Source organism: Sinomonas sp. G460-2 (assembly GCF_047759905.1).
Taxonomy (GTDB): Bacteria; Actinomycetota; Actinomycetes; order Actinomycetales; family Micrococcaceae; genus Sinomonas.
Window position 1 is genome coordinate 1 of sequence record NZ_JBKZWT010000159.1, and the last position, 8,347, is coordinate 8,347.

At 68.7% G+C, this 8,347-nt stretch carries 6 protein-coding genes; 2 read left to right on the forward strand and 4 right to left on the reverse strand.

Annotated elements, in window-relative coordinates; translation table 11 throughout:
• The 4 genes from ACLN58_RS14155 to speB all read right to left on the reverse strand — a co-directional run.
• The coding region (locus ACLN58_RS14155) for an MFS transporter (RefSeq protein ID WP_415855902.1) at nt 1-1,544 on the reverse strand (1,544 nt) is incomplete at its 3' end.
• A gap of 16 nt (nt 1,545-1,560) precedes the next feature.
• On the reverse strand, nt 1,561-2,064 hold the full coding sequence (locus ACLN58_RS14160; RefSeq protein ID WP_415855903.1) for a MarR family winged helix-turn-helix transcriptional regulator: 504 nt from the start codon (nt 2,062-2,064) through the stop codon (nt 1,561-1,563).
• Between the two features lie 191 nt (nt 2,065-2,255).
• Nucleotides 2,256-3,947 carry a thiamine pyrophosphate-binding protein gene (locus ACLN58_RS14165; RefSeq protein ID WP_415855904.1) on the reverse strand — a complete coding sequence of 564 codons (1,692 nt, stop codon included), beginning with the start codon at nt 3,945-3,947 and terminating at the stop codon, nt 2,256-2,258.
• Nucleotides 3,944-4,957, reverse strand: coding sequence for an agmatinase (gene speB, locus ACLN58_RS14170; protein WP_415855905.1), 1,014 nt, complete (start codon nt 4,955-4,957; stop codon nt 3,944-3,946). The genes ACLN58_RS14165 and speB overlap by 4 nt, the downstream gene beginning before the upstream one ends.
• A gap of 241 nt (nt 4,958-5,198) precedes the next feature.
• On the opposite strand from speB, the gene ACLN58_RS14175 reads away from it, so the two are divergent.
• Complete coding sequence (locus tag ACLN58_RS14175; protein ID WP_415855906.1) at nt 5,199-7,175, forward strand: amino acid transporter; 1,977 nt, start codon at nt 5,199-5,201, stop codon at nt 7,173-7,175.
• 258 nt (nt 7,176-7,433) lie between these two features.
• The gene (locus tag ACLN58_RS14180; protein WP_415855907.1) at nt 7,434-8,291 is read left to right on the forward strand and encodes a hypothetical protein; all 858 of its coding nucleotides are present in this window, start codon (nt 7,434-7,436) and stop codon (nt 8,289-8,291) included.
• Nucleotides 8,292-8,347 lie beyond the last annotated feature (56 nt).

Consider the following 8,347-nt stretch of genomic DNA (forward strand, 5'->3'; position numbering starts at 1 on the left):
ACAGGGGCCGCGACCCCCTCGGGCGTGGCGACGCCGTCGGCCGGCTTCGCCATGTCCACGGTGCGGCGCAGCGGAACCTCCTTGATGAAGAGGACCGCGAGGAACGCGACGATGGCCACGATGCCCGCGATGAGGAAGGCCCGCGCGGACGCGTCGCCGAACGCTGCGCGCACGACATTCGCGATGGGTGCCGGCATGTCCTTGAGGTCGAGGCTCGCACCCCCGCTGCCGGCGGGCGCGTGGATCCCCTTCGCCGCGAGGCCCTGCGTGATGAGGTCGCTCGAGCGGTTGTTGAGCACGGCGCCGAGCACCGAGACGCCGATCGCGCCGAAGACGGAGCGGAAGAACGCGACCGTGGAGCTCGCCGCGCCGATGACCGAGACGGAGACGGTGTTCTGGACCGCGAGGACGAGGTTCTGCATGGTCATGCCGAGGCCGAGGCCGAGGATGAAGGAATAGACGCCGGTGATCGTGAGATCGGTCGAGTGGTCGATCGTGCCGAGGAGGCCCATGCCCCCGACGATGAACATGGTGCCGGTGACGAGATAGGCCTTCCACCGGCCGAAGCGCGTGATGAGCTGGCCCGTCACGACCGAGCCGAGGAAGTTGCCCGCGATCATCGGGAGCGTGAGCAGGCCGGCCTCGGTGGGCGTCGCGCCGCGGGCCACCTGGAAGTACTGGCCGATGAAAGACGTCGACGCGTACATCGAGACGCCGACCGCGGAGGACGCAATGATGCTGAGGGCCGTGGTGCGGTTCGCGATGATCTTGAGCGGAATGATCGGCTGCGAGACGAGCGACTCGACGATGATGAGCAGGATGATGCCGACGAGCGAGCCGCCCACCATCGCGGCGCTCTGCCACGACCACCAGTCGTAGTAGTCCGGCTGGCCCGCGAACGAGACCCAGATGAGAAGCGTGCTGACCGAGGCGGTGAGGAGGATGGTGCCGAGCCAGTCGATCTTCGCGGGGCGGCGCACGTGCTTGAGCTTGAGCGTGGCCTGGATGACGATGAGCGAGACGATCGCGAGCGGCACGCACACGAAGAACGTCCACCGCCAACCGAGCGGCGAGTCCACGATGAATCCGCCCAGGAGCGGCCCGCCCGCGGTGCCGACGGCCATGACCGCACCCATGTAGCCCGAGTAGCGGCCGCGATTGCGCGGCGGGATGAGCGTCCCGAGGATCGCCTGCGCGAGGGCCATGAGGCCGCCCATGCCAATGCCCTGGATCACGCGGGCCCCGATCATCTCGGGAATGGTCTGCGAGAGGCCCGCACCGACCGAGCCGATCACGAACACGATGATGTTGAGCTGCGTGAGGAGCTTCTTGTCGAAGAGATCGGCGAGCTTGCCCCACAGGGGAACCGTCACGGCGCTCGCGAGCAGCGAGGCGGTGATGACCCAGGCGAAGTCGGTCTGGTTGCCCTTGAGGTCCGCCATGATCGTGGGGAGTGCGTTCGAGACGATCGTGCTCGAAAGGATCGCCGTGAAGAACGCGGCGAGGAGGCCCGAGAGGGCCTCCAGGATCTGGCGGTGGCTCATTTCGGGAGCCGGTGCATCAGCGGGCAGCAAGCTCTTCCTCCTTCTGGGATTCGGTGTGGTCAAGGGAGGCGCCGGACTTGAGCGTGTGGCTCCTGGCCCGCATGGTCTCGGTCAGGCGGCGGATCGACGCCGCGCAGGCCTCGACTTCCGACTCGTCCCAGCCCTCGAGGAGCTCGAGGATGAGCGCGATGCGCGCCTCCTCGATCTCGGCGAGCCGGGCCTTCCCCGTCTCCGTGAGCTCGAGCAGCTGGGCGCGACGGTCCTCGGGATCGGGGCGTCGCGTCACAAGTCCGCGGTCGTGGAGCTCGGCGATGTGCCGGCTCAGCACCGGAGCGCTCACGCTGAGCTTCTCCGCGATGTCCACGGCGCGGCCGCCGAACTCGCTGATCATGCGCAGCACGCCGGCTTCCGCGGTGCCGACCTCGGTGGATTTGTGCTCGTGTGCGAGGCATCGAAGAACTCGCTGGAGGTCAAAGACACCGTGGATCAGCGCTCGGACTGATTGCGGTTCGACGGCCATGGTCACTTCCCTTGTTTGATTGCTTACCGCAACTATATATCCGAAACTGTTGCTTAGGCAAACTAATGTGAGGGAGGAGACACCGGGGTCCCTTAAGCGTCCAAGGGTCACTTCCCGTGGGTAGTGACCCACGGGAAGTGACCCTTGGACGGTGGGTAACCCACGGAAGGTGACCCTTGGACGGAGGGAGGTTAGACGCCCAGATGCGTCGGGGCGAACATCCGCAGGAGCGTCTCGACGACGACGACGTTCGGCCCGTCCGCCGCGAAGCCCGCCTCGAGCGCCTCCCGCACGTCCTCGGGCGCGACCCTGCGCGCGGGAACCCCGAACGATTCGGCGAGCTTCACGAAGTCGGGGCGGGCGAGCTCGGTCGCAGTCGCCTGCCCGAACGCGCCGACCATGTACTCGCGGAGGATCCCGTAGCCGCCGTCGTCGACGATGAGCCACGTGACGGGGATGTTGTGCTGCCTCGCGGTCGCGAGCTCGCTGATCGAGTACATGGCGGAGCCGTCGCCCGAGACGGCGAGCACGCGCGAGGGCTTCCCGATCGTCTCGAGCCCCACCGCTCCGCCGATCGCGGACGGGAAGCCGAAGCCCAACCCGCCCGCGCCCTGCGCCGAGTGGAACTGGCCTGCGCGCGAGTCCCAGCAGCTCCAGCCCCAGTACGCGGCGATCGTCATGTCCCAGAACGTCTGCATCTCGTCCGGCACGGCGGCTCGGATGTCCGCCATGAAGCGGAGCTCCTTGCCGAGATCCTGAGCCTCGAGACGCGCACGGACGGCGGTCAGCGAATCAGCCACGAGGGCCTCGGGGGTCCGGCCGTGCCAGTCGGGCGCGAGCGGTGTCCCGGCCATCGCGGCCTCGAGCGCGCCCTGGATTGCCGCGAGCGCCTGGCCCGCGTCGGCGCGGATGCCGAGACCCGGGCGGTTCGACTCGAGGACGCGCGGCTCCGCGTCGATCTGGATGATGCGGCCCCGCGGCTCGAACGTGAAGTAGTTCGAGGTCACCTCGCCAAGCGAGGAGCCGATGACCACGAGCACGTCCGCGTCCTCGAGCACGTCGGTCATGTGCCGGTCCTCGACCCACGACTGGAGCGAGAGCGGATGCGTCCACGGGAACGCCCCGTTGCCCCCGGGCGTGCAGATGACCGGTGCGCGGAGCAGCTCGGCGATCGCGAGGAGCGGCTTCTCGGCATGGCCGCGGCGCGTCCCGCCGCCCGCGATGATTGCGGGGCGGTCCGCGGCGGCGAGCCACGCGACTGCCTCCCGCACGAGTTCGACGCGAGGCGGGTTGTCCGCGGCGACCGCGAGCGCGTCTTCGACGGGCGGGACCATGATCGGGTCCAGGAGCACGTTCTGTGGGATCTCGACCCAGACCGGCCCCTGCGGGGACGAGATCGCGTCCGTCCACGCGTCCTGGATCGCCGACGGGATGCCCGACGCGTGCTGGATGAGCCGCTGGCTCTTCGTGACGTTCGCCGCCGAGGCCTTCTGGTCGTCGAGCTGATGCAGCATCCCCTTACGCCGCGCGCCGAGCCCCTCGAGCGGGATCTGGCTCGCAATGACGACCATCGGGACGCCCGTCGCGTACGCCTCCTGGAGCCCGGCGAGCGAGGTCAGGGCGCCGGGACCGGTCGAGAGGAAGAGAACCCCGACCTCGCCGGTCGCGCGCGAGTAGCCGTCCGCCTCGAACGCCGAGTTGTTCTCGACGCGGCTCGAGACGAACTTGAGGTTGCCGCGCCCCATCGCGTCGAACAGGCCGAGCGCGTGCTGGCCGGGGATGCCGAAAACGGTCTTCGCGCCGAGCGCCTCAAGCGTCTCGACGACGAGGTCGCCGCCGTTGCGCTGGTGACCCGCGGCGTGACCCGCCGCCGTGGCGCTCACTGGGCACCCGCCGTCGTCCGCTCGGTCACAGAGGCGAGCCCGCGGCCGGGCTGCTCGCTCAGGAGGGAGACGAGATCGTAGGCGACGTGGCTCGCGGCGATGCCGGTGAGCTCGGCGTGGTCGTAGGCCGGGGAGACCTCGACGACGTCGGCGCCCACGAGATTGAGCCCGCGGAGGCCGCGGATGATCTCGAGGAGCTCGCGGCTCGTGATGCCGCCGGCCTCGGGCGTGCCGGTGCCGGGTGCGTGGGCGGGGTCGAGGACGTCGATATCCACAGAGACATAGAGGGGACGCTCGCCGATGCGGTCGCGCAGCTTCGCGACGACCTCGCGGACGCCCTCGTAATAGACGTCGGAGGACGTGACGATGCCGAAGCCGAAGCGCCGATCGTCCTCGAGGTCCTTCTTGCCGTAGAGCGGGCCACGCGTGCCCACGTGGCTCAGGGCGTCGGTGTCGAGGATGCCCTCCTCGACGGCTCGGCGGAACGGGGTGCCGTGCGTGTATTCGGCCCCGAAGTACGTGTCCCACGTGTCGAGGTGCGCGTCGAAGTGCAGGAGCGCGACCGGCCCGCCAGCGCGCTCCGCGGCGGCGCGGAGCAGCGGGAGGGCGATCGTGTGGTCGCCACCGAGGGTCACGAGGCGCGTGCCGCCGGCCGTGAGGTCGAGTGCGTCCTGCTGGATCGTCTCGATCGCCTCGTGGATGTTGAACGGGTTGACGGCCATGTCCCCCGCGTCGGCGACCTGGGCCTCCGCGAACGGGGAGAGGTCGAGCGCCGGGTTGTACGGGCGGAGGAGGCGGCTCGCCTCGCGGACGTGGTTCGCGCCGAAGCGCGCGCCGGGGCGGTACGACACGCCCGAGTCGAACGGGACGCCCACGATCGCGACATCAGCGTGCGCGACCTGATCGAGGCGCGGGAGCCGCGCGAACGTCGCGGGCCCGGCGAAGCGCGGGACGCGGGAGGAATCGATGGGGCCGAGCCGGCCGTTGTCCTCGATCCGGAGCTCTTTCAAAGGGGTGCCCTCCATAGCTTGTTCTGTTGTGATTCAGGCTACAGCAATGTTTCCTTCTATGCACCCATTGTTTCCACACACCGTCTCGCGAACGACGACGACGGCGCTCGCCTGAGCGCGCCGCGTGTGATGTGATCTTTGTGAGGCCGCCAACACCGGCTGTTAAGAACGCATCAAGAATCAGGTCCCTCCGAGTCTGCGCGACTACTCTCCCTGCAGGACACCGGAAGATCAGGGAATCATGACTACACTTACTCGACCGCCGGCCGAACCTTCGGACCGGAAGAAGCGCACGGGCCACGGCTTCCGCCGCTGGCTCCTCGAGGGAATCCCCGAGGTCTCGGGGCAGCACCAAGGGCCGCACGGCGTCCCGAAGGAGCACCACAAGGCCCAATCGTGGTGGAAGGTCATGTGCCTCACGGGCGTCGACTACTTCTCGACCCTCGGTTACCAGCCCGCCATCGCCGCCGTCGCCGCCGGCCTCCTCTCCCCCATGGCGACCATCATCCTCGTGGCCGTGACCCTCGCCGGCGCGCTCCCGGTGTATCGCCGCGTCGCGAAGGAGAGCCACAAGGGCGAGGGCTCGATCGCGATGCTCGAGCGGCTCATGCCGCGCTGGACGGGCAAGCTGTTCGTCCTCGCGCTCCTGGGCTTCGCCGCGACCGACTTCATGATCACCATGACGCTCTCCGCAGCGGACGCCAGCGCCCACCTCATCGAGAACCCGTTCGTGCCGGAGGCCCTCCACGGCCAGCAGGTCACGATCACGCTCGCGCTGCTCGCCGCGCTCGGCCTCGTGTTCCTGCGCGGGTTCCGCGAGGCCATCAACGTGGCTGTGGTGCTCGTGGGCGTGTACCTCGTGCTCAACGCCGTGGTCGTGGTGGTCGGCTTCGGACACCTGTTCGGCGAGGGCGTCGCGGTGGTCGACTGGTGGAAGGCCCTCACCACCGAGCACAGCGACCCGTGGATGATGATCGGCATCTCGCTCCTCGTGTTCCCGAAGCTGGCCCTCGGCCTTTCGGGCTTCGAGACCGGCGTTGCGGTCATGCCGCAGATCAAGGGCGATCCGAGCGACACCGAGGAGTACCCGGCCGGACGCATCCGCGGAACCCACCGCCTCCTCACCACGGCCGCGACGATCATGTCCGGGTTCCTCATCACGACGAGCTTCATGACGGTCGTGCTCATCCCGCAGGCCGAGTTCCAGGCCGGCGGGAAGGCCGACGGCCGTGCCCTCGCGTTCCTCGCGCACCAGTTCTTGGGCGACGGTTTCGGAACGGTCTACGACGTCTCGACGATCGCCATCCTGTGGTTCGCGGGCGCGTCCGCGATGGCCGGCCTGCTGAACCTCGTGCCGCGCTACCTGCCGCGGTACGGCATGGCGCCGGGCTGGGCCCGCGCCGTCCGCCCGCTCACGCTCGTGTTCACGGCCATCGGCTTCCTCATCACGTGGATCTTCGAAGCGAACGTGGACGCCCAGGGCGGCGCGTACGCGACCGGTGTCCTGGTGCTCATGACCTCGGCGGCCATCGCCGTGACGCTCTCCGCGTGGCGCAAGCGGCAGCGGGGGCTCACATGGGCGTTCGGCATCATCAGCGCCGTCTTCCTCTACACGACCGTGGCCAACTCCCTCGAGCGGCCCGACGGCATCCGGATCGCTGCCCTCTTCATCCTGGGCATCGTCGTGGTGAGCTTCGCGTCCCGCGTGCGGCGCTCGTTCGAGCTCCGCGCCACGCTCGTCCGGCTCGACGAGCAGGCGCTCGAGTTCCTCGCCGAGGTAGACCAGGGGCCCATCCGCCTCATCGCGCACGAACCCCAGCGCCTCGACTCCGAGCGGTACCGCACGAAGCTCGAGCATGCGCGCGCCGCGAACCACCTGCCCGAGGACGCGGACATCCTGTTCATCGAGGTCGTGGTGGACGACAGCTCCGAGTTCGAGCAGGAGCTCGACGTGCACGGCGTCAAGCGGCATGGCTTCAAGGTGCTCGAGGTCCACTCGAACAACGTGCCCAACACGCTCGCCGCGATCCTCCTGCACCTGCGGAACGTGACCGGCCTCATGCCGCACATCTACTTCCGCTGGACCGAGGGCAATCCGGTCACGAACCTCACGAAGTTCCTGTTCTTCGGCGAGGGCGAGATCGCTCCCGTGACGCGCGAGGTGCTGCGCGAGGCCGAGCCCCGCGTGACCGAGCGGCCCTGGGTGCACGTGGGCTGACGCCGGCTTCTCCGGCCGCATTTCCCCCGCACCGCTCCCTTCGCCACCCCGCGCCGCCCTTTGGCCCGGTTGCTTCTTCCCAACCGGTCGGGAGGGCGGCGCGTCCACGAAACACGCATCCTCGGGGCCCAGATAAACGGGCTGGATCGCGGAGACCCGGAGCGCCCAAATCTCCTCCCCAGAACCGACGACGGCCGGTCATCCACATAGGCGCCCCCGGAGGGCCCAGGCACCAGCAGGCCATGGCTTGCTGGGGAGATGGACCCCCTTCAGCTCCTTGATTCACTCGGGGGCGTGGCCCGCGCGGCGACGCTTCTCGAGGCCGGACTCAGCCGAAACGACCTCGCCTCGTTGTCGAGGCGCGTCGGACGGCCCAAGCGCGGCGTCTACGCCACGGCTGACTGCCGTCGCGACTTCCTCGCGGCCATCATGCGCAACTCGGTCCTCACGTGCGCCTCGGCGGCCCGCGACTACGGGCTCTGGATCCGGGTCCAACCGGCGAGGCATCATCTCGGGTGCGGGCACGGCCATGCGAATGGCTCGCTCGCCCTGGCCTCGCGCATCGACGCGACGATCCACCGGGGGCTCAGATACCGGCCACACCACACGCTGCCCTTGGCAGCGGTCGAAGACGTCTTACTGCATGCGCTTCGCTGCCTTCCCGAGCAAGCTGCCGTGCCGCTCGCGGTATCGGCGATCAAGAATCACGGCCTACGCCTCGAACTCCTCGAGGACGATCTCACGGCCCGAAAGTCCGGACCCGCATTGCGAACGCTCAGGAAGGTCGACCTACGGGTCGAATCGCTCCCGGAGGCCGAGGCCCTGCTGTTGCTGTTGCCACTCGCCGAGGCGCTTGGAGTCGACGTTGAGCCCCAAGTCTTCATTCCGGGCATTGGCCGCGTCGACTTCCTGATCGCGGGCTTTCTCATCATCGAGATCGACGGTGTCGCGTTTCATTCCGACCGGATCTCGATGCTGCGGGACCGCGAGCGCGACAACTCGGCCACGCTCAGCGGCTACGTGAAGCTCCGCTATCTGCCTGACGTCATCTGGAATGCGCCCGAGCGATTCGTCTCCGAGGTCACCGCGGCTCTCACGGGGCGGACTCGCAGGTGACTATGGGCCTACCCGTGCTCCAGCCCGATTGATTCTTGCCGACCGGTCGGAAGTGC

What these genes read in the sequence shown, in the direction of transcription:
- ACLN58_RS14160 (WP_415855903.1), bottom strand. Translation starts at nt 2,064, where the DNA reads ATGGCCGTCGAACCGCAATCAGTCCGAGCGCTGATCCACGGTGTCTTT.
- ACLN58_RS14175 (WP_415855906.1), top strand. Translation starts at nt 5,199, where the DNA reads ATGACTACACTTACTCGACCGCCGGCCGAACCTTCGGACCGGAAGAAG.
- ACLN58_RS14180 (WP_415855907.1), top strand. Translation starts at nt 7,434, where the DNA reads ATGGACCCCCTTCAGCTCCTTGATTCACTCGGGGGCGTGGCCCGCGCG.